A 16496-nucleotide genomic window follows, 5' to 3' on the forward strand; every position below is an offset into this window, starting at 1 on the left:
AGATGAGTACAATGATGATTGGAGACAGCAGGAGGGTGCGCAGCCCTCTAGATATTCCATCGGGTCCGGCGCTTGCGGGAGACAACTAAGTTCCACTCTTATCCCAGTCGCAGAGCGTTTCTGGCTCAACGTTATCTCAGTCACGTGCGCATGCATAGCTTTGTTGCGCATGCAATTCATTCTCGCCCGGTGGGGCCAGTGACCGTGGCTGTACGGATCATCGGTACGTGGGTCTTCGTCTCGCTGTCTGGGTGGGGTCGAGCCATTTGGGTGGGATGAATTCGGGCCATCCGTCTCGGATTGTGACTGTCCATCCGCTGGTGTGGATCATGCGGTGGTGTTGTTTGCACAGCAGCATGCAGTTGTCGAGGTCGGTCGGGCCGCCGGCGCTCCACTCGATGACGTGGTGGACCTGGCACCAGTGCGGTGGCCGGGCGCAGCCGGGGTGGGCGCAGCCTCGGTCTCGCACGGAGAGTGCTTTGCGCAGGCCGGTGGGTGCGGTGCGGGACTCGTATCCGACGTCGATGGGGAGGCTTTTGCCGCCGAGCACAACGGGGGTGATGCCGCAGTCGCAGAGCATGGCGCGCAGGTAGGAGGCGGGTGCTTTGCCGCCGAACTCCAGCTGCGCGCCGCGTGCTTTCTGCTGTAGGTCGTGTTCGGTCATGATGACCGTGACGTGTGGCCTCACTCCACCCTCAGCTGGCAGGCGGCCTTCGTCGAGGGAGTGGGAGCAGATTTCGGCGAGTGCGTCGGCTTGCCGCTCGGGCAGGGTCTTGCGCTCGTCTTCCTCCGGCAACAGTGTGGCCAGGACAGCCCGTTTGATTTCTTCGAAGGAGCCGGCGTCGAGGGTGCCTCTGATCCAGCCGCCGCCGTCGGGGTTCGGGGTGAGCCACAGTTCGTTGAGCAGCTCGTCGCAGCCGTCTTCGCCGGGTTCGGGTCCGTCTTGGTCGAGGTGGCTGATCAGCCAGTGCGCTTCGACCGCGAGCTGGTGCGGGGAGAGTGTGTGTGCCCATTCGGAGAATGTCTGCTCGACGCTGGACCAGGCACTGGGGTCTAACCGTCCGGCGGCGCGGCTGTTCAACACGATGTCGATGACGAGGCCGTGGGCGGGGTCGATCGTGTAGTCGGCCAACGCGGCAGCGGTACATGGGAGTTTCGGTGCCAGGGTTTCACCGGTCAGCGTCACGGTGGGAAACACGTTCCTGGCCAGCCGGGTCACCTTGTATGCCTCGGCCGGTTTGATCTGCAGAATGTCGGCCACGGCGGCTTTGGCGACTACTCCGCGTTCGGCGAACTCTCCTTCGGCGTCGAGGCGGGAGATGAGGTACAGCTCGTTGTAGCGGGATCGGCGTTGGATGTGGTGGCGTTCGTATTGCAGTCGGTCGATGAGTTCTTGACCTGCGCATGCGTGCAACGTCGACATCCCGTTTGGGGTGTCGGTGTGGAGCGCGGTTTCGGTCATGACCCTATGGTCTCAGGGGGGTCTGACAGTTTTGCAGCAAAATCCGGGGTTCGAGCGAAAAAGCGAGCCGAAAGGCGCAGGCTGCGAGCCTGCTAACTGGCTGTTGTCTCTGCTTAGAGATTGTTAATACAACAAATTTTCCTAAGGGAAGACGAGCGAGTGTGTCTTCAGCCAGGTGTCCAGTTGCAGGAGGAACTCCAGACCGCCGCGGGTGGGCCATCCGTCGGACAGCTGAATGTCGGACCGCAGCAGTGGTGCGATGCGTGAGTCCGAAGAACGGCGAACGAACTCCTCCCGCAACGCTGAGTCGTAACCGGCGTCGTTGGTCGTCGGGTACGAGCTCTTCTTCCGCTGGGCGATCGACGACGGAAGCAAGTCCTGCGTGGCGGCCCGCAGGACGCTCTTCTCCCGGCCGTCGAAGGACTTCATCGCCCACGGCACGTTGAAGGCGTACTCCACGAGGCGGTGGTCGCAGAACGGAACGCGGACCTCCAGGCCGGTGGCCATGCTCATGCGGTCCTTGCGGTCGAGCAGGATCGGGACGAAGCGGGTGATGTTCAGGTAGGTCAGCTCTCGGATGCGTCGCTCCAGGGGGCTCTCCCCGGGCAGGGTCGGAACTTCGGCGAGCGCCGAGGCGTAGCTGTCCGCGCGGTAGGTGTCGATGTCCAGGTCTGCGATCAGGCCGGGGTCGAGCAGGCCGGACAGCGCGGGCATCAGGTCGAACTGGGCGGCGATCCACGGGAACGTGTCCGCGTCGCGCAGCTGCGGGGCGTGGAACCAGGGGTAGCCGGCGAACAGCTCGTCGGCGGCCTCGCCGGACAGCGCCACCGTCGAGCGTTGGCGGACGGCGTGGAACAGCAGGTACAGCGAGGCGAAGCCGTCGCCGAACGCGGCGCCGCCGGGTGAGTCCAGGGCGTGCGGCACCAGCGCCCGGACCCAGTCCTCGCCGAGCTCGGCCGAGTTGAGCAGTAGGCGGGTGTGGTCGGCGCCGATGTGTCTGGCCAGCTCGTCGGCGAACGGGGCGTCCGGCGAGCCGTGCATGCCGGTCTGGGCGCCGCCGGTGAAACCGCCCTCGAAGTCGACCGCGAAGGACCGGATCGGGCCGGTGCCGGAGGCGGCCAGCGAGCGGGCGGCCAGTGCGGTGACGATGCTGGAGTCGAGGCCGCCGGACAGCAGGGTGCACACCGGGACGTCCGCGACCAGGTGCCGATCCACGATGTCGGCGAGCAGGTCCCGGACGGTGTGGATCGTGGTCGCCAGGTCGTCGGGATGATCGTCGGCCTGCAGCGACCAGTAGCGCTCGATGCGCGACGAACCCCGGTTGGCCCGCAGCAGATGGCCGGGACGCAGCTCGTACATACCTCGGAACAGCGCGTGCTCGGGGTTCTTGACGCTGGCCAGCATCTCGCGCAGGCCGTCCGGGTCGACGACGGGGGAGACCTCGGGGTGCGCCAGGATCGCCTTCTGCTCCGAGCCGAACAGCAGGCCGTCGGCCGTCGGGTAGTAGTACAGCGGCTTGATGCCGAGCCGGTCCCTGATCAGCAGCAGTTCCTCGGTGCGGCTGTCCCAGATGCCGAACGCGAACATGCCGTTCAGTTTGTGGACGACGTCGGCGCCCCACTGCAGGTAGCCGCGCAGCAGGACCTCGGTGTCGCTGTCGGTGCGGAACCGATGGCCGAGACCGGCCAGTTCCACGCGCAGCTCGCGGTAGTTGTAGATCTCCCCGCTGTAGGTGATGGTCGCCAGGGCCCGGCCGCGGTCCTCGGCGGTCATCGGCTGACGCCCGCCGGTCAGGTCGATGATGGAGAGTCGTCGGTGGCCGAACCCGACGTGCGTGTCGAGCCAGACTCCGTCAGCGTCCGGTCCTCGACTGGCCATGGTCGTGGCCATGGCCGATACCGTCGGGCCCTCGGCTCGCAGATCGCGCCGGAAGTCGACCCAGCCGGCGATGCCACACATGACGCCTCACCCTCACCCGATGTAGTGTCACTCGGTTGAGGTTAACAGTATTTTTTGAAACGTTTAAGAAATTGATCGATACGTGACAAGGCAACAAGTGACATTAAGGTCACGAGATGCCACACACGGAGTGGCGGCCGACCCGGCGACCGGGGCGGCCACCGAGGTTGAGCCGCGAGCAGATCGTGGCGGCGGCGCTCGAGATCGACCTCGACGCGCTGACGATGCCGGCCGTGGCCGCACGCCTCGACGTCTCCACCCAGGCTCTCTACTACTGGGTCGACAACCGCGACGAACTGATCACCCTGATCGGTGACGTGCTCGTCGCACGCATCATGCCGTCCGAAGAGCCGGTGGACGGTGACTGGCGCGCCTGGCTGGCCGAGCTCGCCTGGGGCATGTTCCACCAGCTGCTGGCCGTCCCCGGCTTCACCGGCCGGATCTTCGCGCGCCGACAGGGCTCGTCCGCGCGCGAGCAGCTACAGGCACGGGTCGTCGCGACCCTGGTCGCGGCCGGTCTCGAACAGCAGGCAGCGACGGACACCTGGGACGTGTTCGGGACCAGCGTCCTCGGCTGGCTCGCCGCGCACGCCCCGGGAGCCGGTGCCGGGGCGCCCCGGGATATCCGGGAGGCAGAGCGCCGGTTCTGGCTGCTGCTCAACACCCTGCTGCGCGGACTACCGGCGAACGCACCCAGGATGTGACTCCGCCCGGGTGACCGTGCGCCTCACCCGTTCGGACACACGACTGTGCCAACCTTGTCGACTATGCAGAGCACGGGGCAGCCGCCGTCACAGGTCGTCCAACCGGGTCGCCCGATCAGGTTTGCGGTCGGTACTCCGGAGGGACCCCGATCGCACACCTGGACCGTCGAGGCCGGGCGTTCCGACGGCGTGCTCCACCTCGGGCGGGACCGCGCGCGGATCATGACGCTCAGCGTGCGGCGCGGGACCTGGCGGCTCGAGTACACCCAGTCCTGGGTCAAGGAGCAGCTCGGACCGGCCGACGACCGGCTGATCTCGACCTGGTCGGAGCCGGAGGACACCGACGGTGGCTGGTGGCGGGCGCTGACCATCGTGGTGCCGACGACCAGCTTGGCCAGCAAGGGCTGGGAAGAGCCGGTGTCGGACGACGGCGCGGCCACCGCGTTCTGGCCGGCGCCGGCCGCCGGGTCGCTCACCCAGTTCGACGTGCTGCTCGGTTCGCCGGGGCACTGGCGGCTGCGCAGTGAGTTCTTCGGCGAGGTCGGCCGCGGTGCACTGGCCGGGTCGGGCGCGCTGTGGGTCCTGGTGCAGCATCCGGGGCTGAGCGAAGGCGGGACGGCGGACATCGCGCGCCGGCACGCGTTCCAGGCCGCGCACTTCCCCGGCGAACCACGCCGCTGGTTCAGCGCGGTGCCCGGAGGGGACGGCCGGGTCGTGCTGTTCGACTTCACCAGCGACGAACCGTGGTGGCAGGACGCCGAGGCGCGCTCGACGCTGACCGAAAAGCCTGCCGGGGAGAAGCCTGCTGGGGAGAAGGCCGCCGGGGAGAAGGCCGCCGGAGAGAAGCCCGCTGCCGAGAAGGTCCCCGGGGAGAAGCTCGCCGGGGAGAAGACCGCTGGGGAGAAGGCGGCCGGGGAGAAGACCGCCGGGGACCGGCTGACCGACGCCGAGGCCGCCGAGTCGAAGTCCTCCGAGGACGAGCCCGTCGAGGAGCAGGCGGCCGCCGAGTCTGTCCCGGGTGCGGGCGCCGCGAAGCCCGAATGACCCTGGGTCAACCCCGAACGACACACGGAGCAACGCGTAGCTCTAGCGAGTGAGTGCGCTCTGCGGCTGTGGACAGCCTGTGATTGGTTTGCCCCGCGATAGGCAAAGGTGCTGGTCAGACTCTTGCATGTTGTCCACAGGCTGCCTGTGAGCGGTGGACGGTTGCTAGTCAGGCAGTAGAGGAACCTGGAGCCCCTGATCGTGGCCGATCAGCGCACCGCGGGTGACGGCTGCCGAGCCGAAACGGCTCCGAACCGTGTCGAGCGCACTGTCGAGTGCCCCGGCGTGAGCCGGGTCGTCCGCGTCGAACGGGAGCAGGAGCTGGACACTCGACTCGTCATCCAGGTTGCCCACCGACACACCGATCAGGGTGAGGCCGCGTTCGTCGATGAGCGGTCGCGCGGCGGACAGCAGGGCTCGCGCGGCGGCGAGGAGCGGCTCGGTGCTCGCGGTCGGATGCGACAGTGTGTGTGACCTGGTCACCCGGGAGTAGTCGTCGAACCGGAACCGCAGCACGACCGTGCGCCCGACCCGGCCGGCGGAACGCATCCGGCGGGTGACCCGGTCGACGAGACCAGCGAGGATCGTCGCGACCTCGTCCGAGGACCGTCGCCGCCTGCCGAGCGCGCACTGCGATCCGATCGACCCGCGACGACGGCCCACCTGGACTCGCCGAGGGTCCTCGTTGTGGGCCAGCGCGTGTAGGTGCCGGCCGGCGCCCTTGCCCAGGAGTGAGACGAGCGCCGGTTCGCCCAGCGCGGCGACCTGTCCGACGGTCCTGATCCCCCAGTTGTGCAGCTTCTCCGTGGTCACCGCACCGACGCCCCAGAGCAGCTCGACACCGAGCGGATGCAGGAACTGCAGCTCCCGCTCCGGCTCCACGAGCAGCAACCCGTCGGGCTTGGCGACCCGGCTGGCGACCTTGGCCAGGAACTTCGTCCGCGCCACCCCCACCGTGATGGGCAGCCCGACCCGCTCGGCCACCGCGCGCCGAAGGTTCGCGGCGATCTCCACCGGCGTGCCGGAAATCCGCCGCAGCCCGCTGACGTCGAGAAACGCCTCGTCGATTGACAGCCCCTCGACCAGTGGTGTCGTGTCGCCGAACACCTCGAACACGGCCTTGCTCGCCGCTGAGTACGCCGACATGCGAGGCGGCACCACGATCGCCCCGGGGCACAATCGCCGCGCAACATGCCCACCCATCGCGGTCCGTACTCCGAACGCCTTGGCCTCGTAACTGGCGGCGAGGACCACCCCGCCCCCGACGATCACCGGCCGCCCCTGAAGCCGAGGATCATCCCGCTGCTCGACGGACGCGTAGAAGGAATCAAGGTCAGCATGCAACAAGGACGCCTCACCAGACACGAACATATGTTCGCATCATCGACCGACAATTCCACCCCACCAGCGGCACGAATGTGGCTTTAGGGACGTTCAACGTCCCTAAAGCCACATTCGTGCCATGGCGGAGCGGTGGGTGGCGTGCGGTTATCGTGTTGCGGTGACTGTCGGTGGGGATGCGGAATACGGCGGGCTGCAGCCTCGGCAGCTGATCGTGAGCCTGTACGGGCTGTACGCGCGGCAGCGGGACGGCTGGTTGTCGATCGCGTCCGTGGTGCGGTTGATGGCCGATCTGGGTGTCGACGGGCAGGCCGTCCGGTCGTCGATCTCCCGGCTGAAGCGGCGTGGGCTGCTCGTGCCCACCAAGGTCGACGGTGCCGCGGGCTACACGCTGTCCCCGGTCGCGGAGGAGATCCTCGCCGACGGTGACGTGCGGATCTTCGGGCGACGGAGGGCGAGCGTCGCCGACGGGTGGCTGCTGGTGGTGTTCTCGGTGCCCGAGTCGGAGCGGGACAAACGCCACCAGCTGCGGTCCGCGCTGACCAGGCTCGGGTTCGGCACCGTCGCGCCGGGGGTCTGGGTTGCGCCCGCGCACCTGGAGGCCGAGGCGAACGAGGTGCTCGCGCGGCTGGGTGTCGCCGAGTACGCCGAGGTGTTCCAAGGTAGGCACGTGGCGCCCGGCGATCCGAGAGGCAACGTTGCGCGTTGGTGGGATCTGGAGTCGCTGCGGCAGCTCTACGACACGTTCCTGCAGCGCTACCAGCCGGTTCAGCAGCGCTGGAGCGGCGACGCGAACGACCCGGCCAAGGCGTTCGCCGACTACGTGCAGATGCTGACCGAGTGGCGCCAGCTCCCCTACGCCGACCCTGGCCTGCCCCTGGAGCTGCTGCCGGCGGACTGGAACGGCGCCGAGGCCGAGGCACTGTTCGGCGCGCTACGCGAGCGCCTTGCGTGCCCCGCCGCCGAGCACGCTCTGCGCCACCTGTGACCCGGCGCGTTCCCTGAGCAGATAGCGCTGGAGCTTGCCGCTCGCGTTGCGCGGCAGCGCGTCGAGGAACTCCACGCGTCGCGGGTACTTGTACGGCGCGGCCACCCCTTTGACGAATGTCTGCAGCTCGGTGGCCGTCGCGGAGTCGGCCGCCGCACCGGCGCGCAGCACCACGTACGCGGCCACGATCGAGCCGCGCGCCTCGTCGGGGGCGGCGACCACCGCGCAGTCGACGACGTCCGGATGGCGCAGCAGCACCTCCTCGACCTCGGGACCGGCGATGTTGTAGCCGGACGAGACGATCATGTCGTCGCTGCGTGCCTGGTAGATGAAGTAGCCGTCGCCGTCCCGGATGAACGTGTCGCCGGTGAGGTTCCAGCCGTCGCGCACGTAGCTGCCCTGCCTCGCGTCGTGCAGGTAGCGGCAACCGGTCGGGCCGCGCACCGCGAGCAGCCCGGGGACGCCGTCCGGCACCGGGCGGCCGTCGACGTCCAGCACGGCGGCCCGATAGCCGGGGACGACCTTGCCGGTCGCGCCGGGCCGGACGTCGTCGTCCGCGGCCGCGATGAACACGTGCAGCATCTCGGTCCCGCCGATCCCGTCGATCAGCCATCGGCCGGTGACCTGGTGGAACTCCCGCGCGACCGGCTCGGGCAGCGACTCGCCGGCCGACACGGCACGCCGCAGACCGCGCAGCTTCGTCGCGTGTCCGGAGGCGAGGATCGCCCGGTACGCGGTCGGCGCGGTGAACAACACCGTGACGCCGTGCTCGGTCGCGCGCTCGATCAACTCGATTGGGCTGGCCTTCTCCAGCAGCAAGGTCGCGGCTCCGGCGTGCATCGGGAACACCAGCAGGCCGCCGAGACCGAAGGTGAATGCCAGCGGTGGGCTGCCGGCGAATACGTCGTCCTTCTCGGGCCGCAGGACGTGCCGGGAGAACGTGTCGGCGATCGCCAGCAGGTCCCGGTGGAAGTGCATGGTGGCCTTCGGGCGTCCGGTCGTTCCCGAGGTGAAGGCGAGCAGTGCCACGTCGTCGGCCGCGGTCTCGATGTCGTCGAACGTCCCCGGCATCGCGCGCGCCAAGACTCCCAGCTCACCTCGTGAGTGTTGAGTATGGCTATAGCCACACTCAACACTCACGAGGTTGGTGCGGTAGGTGAGCATCGGGAGGCCGAGGGTGGCCAGCTCGTCGGTGAAGCGATCGTCGACGAGTGCCAGTGTCGGGCCGCAGCTCTCGACGATCTTGGCCAGCTCGTGGGCGCGCAGCATCGGCATCGTGGTGACCGCGACCGCGCCTGCCTTCAGTACGCCGAACCAGCAGGCGACCAGCCACGGGTTGTTCGGTCCGCGCAGCAGGACCCGGTTGCCCGGCACCACACCCTGGGCGACCAGCACCGCGGCGATCTGGTTGGCCCTGGTCAGAAGCTCGCCGTAGGTCCAGTGCTCGGTCGGGGACAGCAGGCAGGGACGGTCGGCGCCGAACCGGGCGACCGTGTCGTCCAGCAGCCTGGTCGCCGCATTGAGCCGGTCCGGGTAGTGCAGCTCGGGCAGGTCGAAGACCAGCTCCGGCCACTGTGCGGGTGGCGGCAGGTTGTCCCGGCAGAACGTGTCGACGTGGGCGCTCGGCGAGAGGGACACGGTCAGGCCTCCGGCAGCTCGATGTGTGGAACCTCGGGTCCCTCGGGTCTGCCGGTGACCACCAACGGTTGCTGCGGGGTCGCGTTCAGGTGCAGCTGGAAGACGTCGAACCGGTTGTAGTGGCCGATGATGTCGTGCATCTGTTTCGGCTGTATGCAGCGTGCGAGGTCGATCTCGCCGTACACGATGCCGACCGTGTCGACCAGCGGCTCGGACACCGGACGTCCGTCCGGACCGAAGATGCCGGACAGCGCGTTGCGTTTGCGTTCCAGCTGGTCACGGACGGCCTGGTCGTCGCAGGCGATCTCCTCGATCATCTCCGGTGAGATCGTCGAGCAGGACACGACGGAGAACAGCTTGCCCTCGAACGCGTGCGCCGCCGTGCGGATGGAGATCGCCTCGGCCATGTCGTAGTCGGCCGGGGCGACGGGCAGCGCGATGTAGTTGGCGACGTGTACCTGCTCGCCCTGGGCCAGCAGTGCGAACCTGGCGAGGGTGTTGGTGTTCTCGCCGCAGGCCAGCGCCCCGATGCGGCCCAGCTCGGTGTCGTGCACGCGCAGTGAGCTGCCGTCGCCGTTCGTCCAGGTGAGCTTCTCCGCCCAGGTCGGGACGAGCTTGCGGTGCAGGCCGAGCAGCTCACCGCTCGAGGAGATGGTGAGCACCGTGTTGTACAGGACGCCGAAGCTGTGCCTGCCGCGTTCGTTGACCCCGATGACCACCGTGACCTTGTGCCGTCGGGCCGCGGCGCACAGCTCGACGACCTCGGGGCCGGGGATGTCGATCGCCGCCCGGTACAGCTTCTCGAACCACGGTGAGCCCTGTACCGGGTTCATCGTCCAGTTCCAGTACGGATAGCCCGGCACGAACACTTCGGGGAACGCCACGAGCGATGCCCCGTTGCCGGCGGCCTCTTCGATCAACCGGACGGCCTTGTCGACGGTGGCCGAGGCGTCGAGGAACACTGGGCTGTCCTGCACGGCGGCAGCGGTGAACCGGGGCAGCTCCAACATGGTCATCGGTCCTCACCTCGAAGTAGCGAAAGCGCAGGTCAGAGGCCGTGAGTGGCGAGTGGTCCCAGGGGACCACTCGCCACTCACGGGTTGTGGGGGTGCCAGCGGCGGTGGATGTCGGGGGTGCGGCGCAGCGTCAGGCGGGGACGCTCGTGGTCGGACTTGCGGACCGGGGGCGGGGTGGCGCCCGCGCGGTAGTGGGCGGGCCATTCGGCGCCCGGGCCCCGGTAGCCGAGCTCGGCCGCTGCGTGCAGTGCCCAGGCCGGGTCGTGCAGGGCGGCGCGGCCGATCGCCACCAGGTCCGCGCGCCCGGCGAGGACGATCGAGGTCGCGTCGTCCTGGCCGGAGATGCCGCCGACCGCGATCGTCGGGATGCCGGTGTCGTGCCGGATGCGTTCGGCGAACGGGGTCTGGAAGCTGCGCCCGTACGCGGGACGTTCGTGCGCGACCACCTCGCCGCTGGACACGTCGATCGCGTCCGCGCCGTGTTCGGCCAGCTCACCGGCGATACGGACGGCGTCGGCGATCGTCGTACCGCCGGGCGCCCAGTCGACGGCGGAGATGCGCACCAGGATCGGTTTGTCGGCGGGCCACTGCTCGCGGACCGCGTCGAGCACGTCGAGGGGGAAGCGCAGCCGGGCGTGCAGGTCACCGCCGTGGGGGTTGGTGAGCGGGGACAGCAGACCGGACAGCAGGTGGCCGTGACCTGCCTGCAGCTCCAGTACGTCGAAGCCGGCCGCATCGGCGCGTGTCGCCGCCTCGGCGAACCGCTGCCGCACCAGCCGAGGGTCCGGCTCACTCCCGATGGATTTCGCACCGGCATGGGTGAGCTGCACTCCGATCAGCGCGTCCGACACCCGGTGCACCCGGTCGACGATCGCGCGCCAGGCCTCGGTCTGGCTCTCGGTGTACAGCCCGGCGCAGCCCTCGGACGGGCGGCCGTCGGCGCTCACCGAGGTCATGCCGGCCAGCACCAACCCCGAGCCACCCAGTGCCGTACTCGCCAGCCACAGCGCTTCCTCGTCGCCGGGGATGCCGTCCCGCGCGGTGTCGGTGCTGATCGGGGCGGTGACGATCCGGTTGCGCAGCTGCGCCTTCCCGAGCGCGAACGGCTGGAACAGCGGCGGCGCGGTACTGCCGTGCTGCTCGCCGAACCAGCTGCTCACGCCGTCGACGTACGCACGATCCCGCAGCCGCAGGTTGTCGTGGGTGACCCGGCGGCTGCGGGTGAGCAGGTTGAACGCGAACTGCTGCGTGTCCTGGCCGACGACGTGCGCAATGTCCTCGAACCACTCCAGGCTGGCCTGCGCGGCGCGCTGGGTGCTGGCCACGACCGGCTCGCGCTCCGCCTGATACGCCTCTAGTGCGGCGCTGACCTGCGGGTTCTCGTTCAGGCATGCGGCGAGTGACAGCGCGTCCTCCATGGCCAGCTTCGTGCCGGAGCCGATGGAGAAGTGCGCGGTGTGCGCGGCGTCGCCGAGCAGCACGACGTTGTTCCGGTGCCAGGTCTCGTTGCGGACCACGGTGAACCGGACCCACTTCGAGTTGTTCGCGATGAGCCGCGCGCCGCCCAGGTCGGCGGCGAAGATGTCGGCGATCCGGTCGATGCCGGTCTGGTCGCTGACCCCGGGCGGCAGGTTCGCGCCCTCGGCCGCGTCGAGACCCGTGGCCCGCCAGGTCTGCTCGTTGACCTCGACGATGAACGTGCTGCGCGAGGTACTGAACGGGTAGGCGTGCACCTGCATCGGGCCGTGCTCGGTGTCCGCGATCAGGAACGTGAAGGCGTCGAAGACCTTGTCGGTACCCAGCCACATGTAGCGCGCACCCCGGGCGTCGAGCGAGGGCCGGAAGTCGTCGGCGTAGCGGGCACGGATGGCCGAGTTGGCGCCGTCCGCCGCCACGACCAGGTCGAACTCGGATTCCAGGACCTCGATGTCCGGTGCCGTCGTCGAGTAGTGGACGTCGACCCCGACCTCGGTGCAGCGGCGTTGCAGCAGCTGCAGGAGGACCTTGCGGTTGATCGCGGCGAAGCCGTGCCCACCGGAGGTGACGGTCTGGCCCCGGTGCACGACGTCGATGTCCGACCAGCGCGCGAAGTTGCGGGCCACCTCGGCGAACAGAACCGGGTCCGCGGCCTCGATGCCGCCGAGCGTCTCGTCGGAGAACACCACGCCGAAGCCGAAGGTGTCGTCGGCCGCGTTGCGCTCCCAGACCACGACCTCACGGCCCGGGTCGAGCTGCTTGGCCAGCGCGGCGAAGTACAGCCCGCCGGGTCCGCCACCCACCACGGCGATCCGCATCAAATGCTCCTTCGGTTTCCGTCGTCACGTGGCCGCTACTGTAGTACAGTTTACGAACGTCAGAAAGACGCTATATGCGTGAGGAGAGGTCATGGCCAACCGGGACGACATGCTCGGCCGGGCTCGGGTCACCGACACCGCCGAGCTCGAGGCGTACTACGAGAAGCTGGCGAAGCTCGAGGCCGGCGCACTGTGGACGATCGCCAACAAGATCGAGCCCTGGTACCCGCAGCCGCAGTCCAAGCCGGTCAAGTGGAGCTTCGCCGAGCTGCGCCCGCTCGTGCTCGAAGCGCTGAACCTGGTCAGCGGAGACGACGCGGGCCGGAGGGTTGTGGCGCTGTACAACCCGGAGCGCCGCGACATCGCCGCGACCGTGGGGCTGCTCTACACCGGGCTGCAGGTCATGGGGCCCGGCGAGTCGATGACCGCGCACCGCCACCAGGCCGCCGCGCTGCGGTTCGTCCTCGAAGGCACCGGAGCGTGGACGATCGTCGACGGCCAGAAGCTCAAGGTCGGTCCCCGGGACTTCGCGATCACCCCGAACTGGACCTGGCACGAACACGGCAACGAGGGCATCGAAGGTGTCGACGGGCCGGTCATCTGGCAGGACGGCCTCGACATTCCGCTGGTCAACGCCCTGGACGCGCCGTTCTACGAGGTCCACCCCGACGTCTACCAGAAGCAGGTCGGCGTGGTGAACTCCTCGCTGCTGACCTACGGCGCCGGTCAGCTGCGCCCCTTCGGCGACACCTGGGGCAAGAGCCACTCGCCGCTGCTCGCCTACCCGTGGGAGCCCACCTACGAGGCGCTGCTGAATGCCGCGAAGGCCACCGACGGGTCACCGTACGACGGCATCATCATGGAGTACAGCAACCCGCTGACCGGCGGATCCGTCATGCCGACGATGAGCGCGCACATGCAGCTGCTCCGCGCGGGTGAGTCGACGCTCGCGCACCGGCAGGTCGGCTCGAAGATCTACACGGCCGCCAAGGGCAGCGGCACATCCATCGTCGCGGGTCAGCGCATCGACTGGTCCGAGGGCGACATCTTCTGCGTCCCGTCCTGGGCCTGGCACGAGCACGCCAACGCCAGCCGCTCCGACGACGCCTGCCTGTTCTCGTTCAACGACTTCCCGGTGATGCGTGCGCTCGGCTTCTGGCGCGAAGAGGCCTACACCGACAACAACGGCCACCAGCCCGTCGCCACCCGTGAGTGAGTTGGGCTGCCCTGGCAACCCAACTCACTCACGGCATGTGACCTGCGTAAGGAGCTCTCGATGTTGCTTGTGACCTTCTCCGACGACCGGACCGCTCGGCCGGGCATCTTGCGGGACGGAGGTGTCGTCGATCTCGGCGAGGGCTACGGCACGCTGAGCGACGTCGTCGTCGCCGGGGCGGCTCTGCTCGAGAAGATCGCTGTCCGGTTCGCCGATGCTCCGGTCCTGCCGCTGGACACAGTTCGGCTGCACGCCCCGTTGCGGCCCGGCAAAATTGTCGGTGTCGGCCTGAACTATGTGGAGCATGTCGAGGAATCCAGCCGCACCCTGGACACCGCGAAGGACCTGCCGACGCGTCCGGTCCTGTTCTCCAAGCCGGCCACCGCCGTGGTCGGGCCGGACGAGCCGATCCAGCACGACGGTGACCTGACCTCCCAGCTCGACTGGGAGTGCGAGCTGGCGGTCGTGATCGGTCGTACCGCGCGGCGGGTGAGTGTCGACGACGCGCTGGACCACGTGTTCGGCTACAGCATCGTCAACGACATCAGCGCCCGTGACCAGCGGCGATCCGGGCAGTGGTTCTTCTCGAAGGGCCAGGACAGCTACGCGCCGTTCGGCCCGGCGATCCGTACCGCGGACGAGCTGCCCGATCCGCAGACCCTGGACCTGGGGCTCAAGGTCAACGGTGAGGTGATGCAGAAGGGCAACAGCAAGCACATGCTGTTCCCGGTCGCCCAGCTGATCGCGGACATCACCTCCGGCATGACCCTCGAGCCGGGCGACGTCATCGCGACCGGTTCGCCGCAGGGGGTCGGCGCGGCACAGAACCCGCCCCGGTTCCTGAAGCCGGGTGACGTCGTCGAGGCGACCATCGAGGGCATCGGCACCCTGCGCAACCCTGTCGTCGACAGCCGAGTGGATGCCCGGTGACCAGCATCATCGTGCACCGCAAGGTCGAATGGCACGACACCGACGCGGCCGGGCACCATCATCACGGCGCGGTGCTGCGCTGGGTGGAAGCGGCCGAGGCGGAGCTGCTGCGCAGCCGCGGTGTGTCCGACCTGTTCGGCCGGATCCCCCGGGTGCACTACGAGGTCGACTACCGCGACCGGCTGTGGTTCGGCCAGGACATCGAGATCGAGCTGGCGGTAGCGAAGGTCGGGGAGAAGTCGATCCGCTACGAGTTCGAGGTGCGCGGCGGCGCGGCGGTGGCCGCTGCCGGGAACATGGTGATCGCCATGGCTGCGCCCGACTCGCCACGCGCGGTGCCCTGGTCTCCAGAGGTCCGAGCCGCCCTCGCCCCCTGACAAATCCCGTCGCGGGTTGTGGCTGTGCTGCGTCAGTGCTCGGTTGCCAGTAGGTCGGCGGGCCGGGCGATGTTGTCCGGGTCGGACGCGGCCGCCATGACTCGGCGCGCGGTGGTGTCGTCGGTCTCGGGCGGCACGACCAGCAGGGTGACCCGATGACTGTTCCCGACCACGTCCACCGTGTCCGGATGTTGAGTGCGGTACCCGGCGAGGTGAACGAGACCGCCCGGTGTCCGAAGCGCGCGCACGGTGAGGCCCCAGGTGGCCAGGTGGTAACTGATCCGTTCGACCGTCCCGAGCTCACCGGGCAGCTCCGCGAGCAGCGCGGGGACCTCGGCGGCGAGATCGCGGGACGCGGGGCGCCAGGCGCCGTCCACGTATCCGGTCGAGCGTGCTCCGGCCACCACATCGGGTTTGAGCTCGAGCAGCGAACTGGTGGACTGGGTGCTGGTGTTCGGGGCCGACGTCATGCCGGTGCCCCCGTCCCCGGCCGCCGAGCGGCCGACTTGTGGGAAACCTGAGGACGGCGCCGGTTTGACCACCAGCACGCGAAATACCCTCAGTATCACCGACCTTACGCCGCCGCGGCACCGGTGGTGGCCGGGTAGACTGGGGTCTGTCCTGGTCGATCAGCATGTCTCCGACGTGCCGCGCCAGGAGTTCGATTTTCTCGCCGACGGCTCGTCGGCGGAGTCAGGGTCGATAAGCATGACGACCGAGTTCCACGAACGATCGTCTGGTTCAGACCAGTCCGATGCCTGCGAAGCCTGTGGCCACGACGAGGCCGCCCACGATGTGACCGCGACCCGGTACTGCGCGGCGACCGTCGCGCGCGGGACCGAGCGGGGTTGTGTCTGCCGAGGTCAGGAGGCTGCGCCGAAGGCGGCGGCGGCACCGGGGCGCACCGGGGCGCCGATGTACGGGCGGGGCAGGTTCAGCGGCAAGTAGAACTGTCGGCCCCTCTGGGTACCGTCGGGGTATGAACACTGCGGAGGTACTCGCCGACGGGCTCAGCCGCGTCCAGGAAGTGGTCCACGACGCGGTGGACGGCCTGACGCCGGAGCAGCTGTCCGTCCGGCTGGAGGACGAGGCGAACTCGATCGCCTGGCTGGTATGGCACCTGACCAGGGTGCAGGACGATCACGTGGCCGGGGTCGCCGGTTTCGACCAGGTGTGGACGGCGAAGGGCTGGGCGGAGCGGTTCGGGTTGCCGTTCCCGGTCTCGGCGATCGGGTACGGGCACAGCAGTGCCGACGTCGCCAAGGTGCGGGTCGACTCGGCTCAGCTGCTGCTCGACTACTACGACGCCGTGCACGAGCAGACCCTCGGGTTCGTCGGCGGCCTGACCGACACCGACCTGGACCGGGTGGTCGACACCAACTGGGACCCGCCGGTCACCCTGGGCGTCCGGCTGATCAGCGTCATCGACGACGACGCCCAGCACGCGGGCCAGGCCTCGTTCATCAAGGGAATCCTCCTGCGCCGCCCCACCTGACGAACCGCGAGTCGCTAGATTCCGCGGGCGAG

The 16496-nt window shown here is 68.8% G+C and carries 15 protein-coding genes; 8 read left to right on the forward strand and 7 right to left on the reverse strand.

Annotation, left to right across the window (positions count from 1 at the left end; translation table 11 throughout):
* Positions 1-217 precede the first annotated feature (217 nt).
* Positions 218-1462, reverse strand: a complete 1245-nt coding sequence (locus G406_RS54210) for an HNH endonuclease signature motif containing protein (protein ID WP_051342386.1) — start codon at positions 1460-1462, stop codon at positions 218-220.
* Between the two features lie 141 nt (positions 1463-1603).
* Positions 1604-3421, reverse strand: coding sequence for an asparagine synthase (glutamine-hydrolyzing) (gene asnB, locus G406_RS0119865; protein WP_028935167.1), 1818 nt, complete (start codon positions 3419-3421; stop codon positions 1604-1606).
* Between the two features lie 116 nt (positions 3422-3537).
* On the opposite strand from asnB, the gene G406_RS0119870 reads away from it, so the two are divergent.
* Together G406_RS0119870 and G406_RS0119875 are read left to right on the forward strand one after the other, a co-directional pair.
* On the forward strand, positions 3538-4125 hold the full coding sequence (locus G406_RS0119870; RefSeq protein WP_028935168.1) for a TetR/AcrR family transcriptional regulator: 588 nt from the start codon (positions 3538-3540) through the stop codon (positions 4123-4125).
* Positions 4126-4188: 63 nt separating this feature from the next.
* Positions 4189-5169, forward strand: coding sequence for a hypothetical protein (locus G406_RS0119875; RefSeq protein ID WP_028935169.1), 981 nt, complete (start codon positions 4189-4191; stop codon positions 5167-5169).
* 165 nt (positions 5170-5334) lie between these two features.
* Here the strand turns inward: G406_RS0119875 and dinB are convergent, their stop codons facing one another.
* Positions 5335-6540, reverse strand: coding sequence for a DNA polymerase IV (dinB, locus tag G406_RS0119880; RefSeq protein ID WP_028935170.1), 1206 nt, complete (start codon positions 6538-6540; stop codon positions 5335-5337).
* A gap of 130 nt (positions 6541-6670) precedes the next feature.
* Between dinB and G406_RS0119885 the strand changes: the two genes are divergently transcribed.
* On the forward strand, positions 6671-7498 hold the full coding sequence (locus G406_RS0119885) for a PaaX family transcriptional regulator (protein ID WP_028935171.1): 828 nt from the start codon (positions 6671-6673) through the stop codon (positions 7496-7498).
* Here G406_RS0119885 and G406_RS48235 read toward each other — a convergent pair.
* The 3 genes from G406_RS48235 to G406_RS0119900 form a co-directional block, all read right to left on the reverse strand.
* A complete protein-coding gene (locus G406_RS48235) occupies positions 7445-9136 on the reverse strand; it encodes an AMP-binding protein (RefSeq protein WP_051342387.1) in 1692 nt (563 codons plus the stop codon). The two genes, G406_RS0119885 and G406_RS48235, sit on opposite strands and share 54 nt — an antisense overlap.
* A gap of 2 nt (positions 9137-9138) precedes the next feature.
* Positions 9139-10152 (reverse strand): carbon-nitrogen hydrolase family protein, encoded by a 1014-nt coding sequence (locus tag G406_RS0119895; RefSeq protein ID WP_245607168.1) that lies wholly within the window; start codon positions 10150-10152, stop codon positions 9139-9141.
* Between the two features lie 77 nt (positions 10153-10229).
* Positions 10230-12446 carry an oxidoreductase gene (locus G406_RS0119900; protein WP_028935173.1) on the reverse strand — a complete coding sequence of 739 codons (2217 nt, stop codon included), beginning with the start codon at positions 12444-12446 and terminating at the stop codon, positions 10230-10232.
* Positions 12447-12537: 91 nt separating this feature from the next.
* Here G406_RS0119900 and G406_RS0119905 point away from each other — a divergent pair, with 91 nt between their 5' ends.
* From G406_RS0119905 to G406_RS0119915, 3 genes are read left to right on the forward strand one after another with little or no spacing between them, the layout of a single operon-like run.
* On the forward strand, positions 12538-13662 hold the full coding sequence (locus tag G406_RS0119905) for a cupin domain-containing protein (RefSeq protein WP_028935174.1): 1125 nt from the start codon (positions 12538-12540) through the stop codon (positions 13660-13662).
* Between the two features lie 60 nt (positions 13663-13722).
* The gene (locus G406_RS0119910; protein WP_028935175.1) at positions 13723-14592 is read left to right on the forward strand and encodes a fumarylacetoacetate hydrolase family protein; all 870 of its coding nucleotides are present in this window, start codon (positions 13723-13725) and stop codon (positions 14590-14592) included.
* Positions 14589-14969: an acyl-CoA thioesterase gene (locus G406_RS0119915; RefSeq protein ID WP_028935176.1), complete on the forward strand. Its 381-nt coding sequence runs from the start codon at positions 14589-14591 to the stop codon at positions 14967-14969. Before G406_RS0119910 ends, G406_RS0119915 begins: the two co-directional genes overlap by 4 nt.
* A 32-nt stretch (positions 14970-15001) precedes the next feature.
* On the opposite strand, the gene G406_RS48240 is transcribed toward G406_RS0119915, so the two are convergent.
* Complete coding sequence (locus tag G406_RS48240) at positions 15002-15439, reverse strand: DUF5994 family protein (RefSeq protein ID WP_064742977.1); 438 nt, start codon at positions 15437-15439, stop codon at positions 15002-15004.
* Positions 15440-15677: 238 nt separating this feature from the next.
* Here G406_RS48240 and G406_RS48245 point away from each other — a divergent pair, with 238 nt between their 5' ends.
* Together G406_RS48245 and G406_RS0119930 are read left to right on the forward strand one after the other, a co-directional pair.
* Positions 15678-15917: an RGCVC family protein gene (locus G406_RS48245; RefSeq protein WP_156935004.1), complete on the forward strand. Its 240-nt coding sequence runs from the start codon at positions 15678-15680 to the stop codon at positions 15915-15917.
* Between the two features lie 31 nt (positions 15918-15948).
* Positions 15949-16464: a mycothiol transferase gene (locus G406_RS0119930; protein ID WP_028935177.1), complete on the forward strand. Its 516-nt coding sequence runs from the start codon at positions 15949-15951 to the stop codon at positions 16462-16464.
* Positions 16465-16496: the final 32 nt, after the last annotated feature.

It is taken from the genome of Actinospineispora spinosispora DSM 44797, from assembly GCF_000429025.1.
GTDB lineage: Bacteria > Actinomycetota > Actinomycetes > Mycobacteriales > Pseudonocardiaceae > Pseudonocardia > Pseudonocardia spinosispora.